Annotated in this window: 1 protein-coding gene; it reads right to left on the reverse strand. The window is 78.6% G+C overall.

The window, feature by feature from the left end; genetic code table 11:
- The coding region (locus HW577_RS26240) for a tetratricopeptide repeat protein (protein WP_198378992.1) at positions 1 to 449 on the reverse strand (449 nt) is incomplete at its 3' end.
- Positions 450 to 562 lie beyond the last annotated feature (113 nt).

Here is a 562-nt window from a genome sequence, read left to right on the forward strand (position 1 = left end):
AGGCGCTCGCGCGGCTGCAGCGCGGTGCGGTAGCGCGCCACGCCGGGCACGCCGCGCCGTTCCGCGATGGTCAGCCGCGCCAGCGCCTCCGCCGGATCGCGCGCCGTGCCCTCGCCCGCGATCTGCAACAGGGCGAGGGCGAAATGCGCCTCCGCCTGCCCGCGCTCCGCCGCGCGTTGGAACCAAAGCGCGGCCCAGGCCGGCTCCCGTGGCGTGCCCGTTCCTTCCTCGAGCAGCCGGCCCAGGCGGTACTGCGCCGGCGCCAGGCCCTGATGCGCGGCGCGGTTCAGCCACGGCACGGCCGCCGCGGCATCGGCCGCCCCGTCGCCTTCTGCCAGCAGACCCGTCGCGAGCATGAACTGCGCGTCCGGGTCGCCGAGCCCGGCCGCGCGCTCCACCAACGCGGCGGCCGTCGCTGAATCGGCCGGCTGCCCCGCCGGAGGGTTCATCCGCCGCAGCGCATCCTGATAGAGCGCGGCGCCCTCGCTCCGCTCGCGGGCGGATGGGGCCGCGGGCGCCGCTGTCGGCGGCGGCTGCGGCGCGGGCGCGGTCATGGTGCCCC

The organism is Neoroseomonas rubea, assembly GCF_016106015.1.
Taxonomy (GTDB): domain Bacteria; phylum Pseudomonadota; class Alphaproteobacteria; order Acetobacterales; family Acetobacteraceae; genus Neoroseomonas; species Neoroseomonas rubea.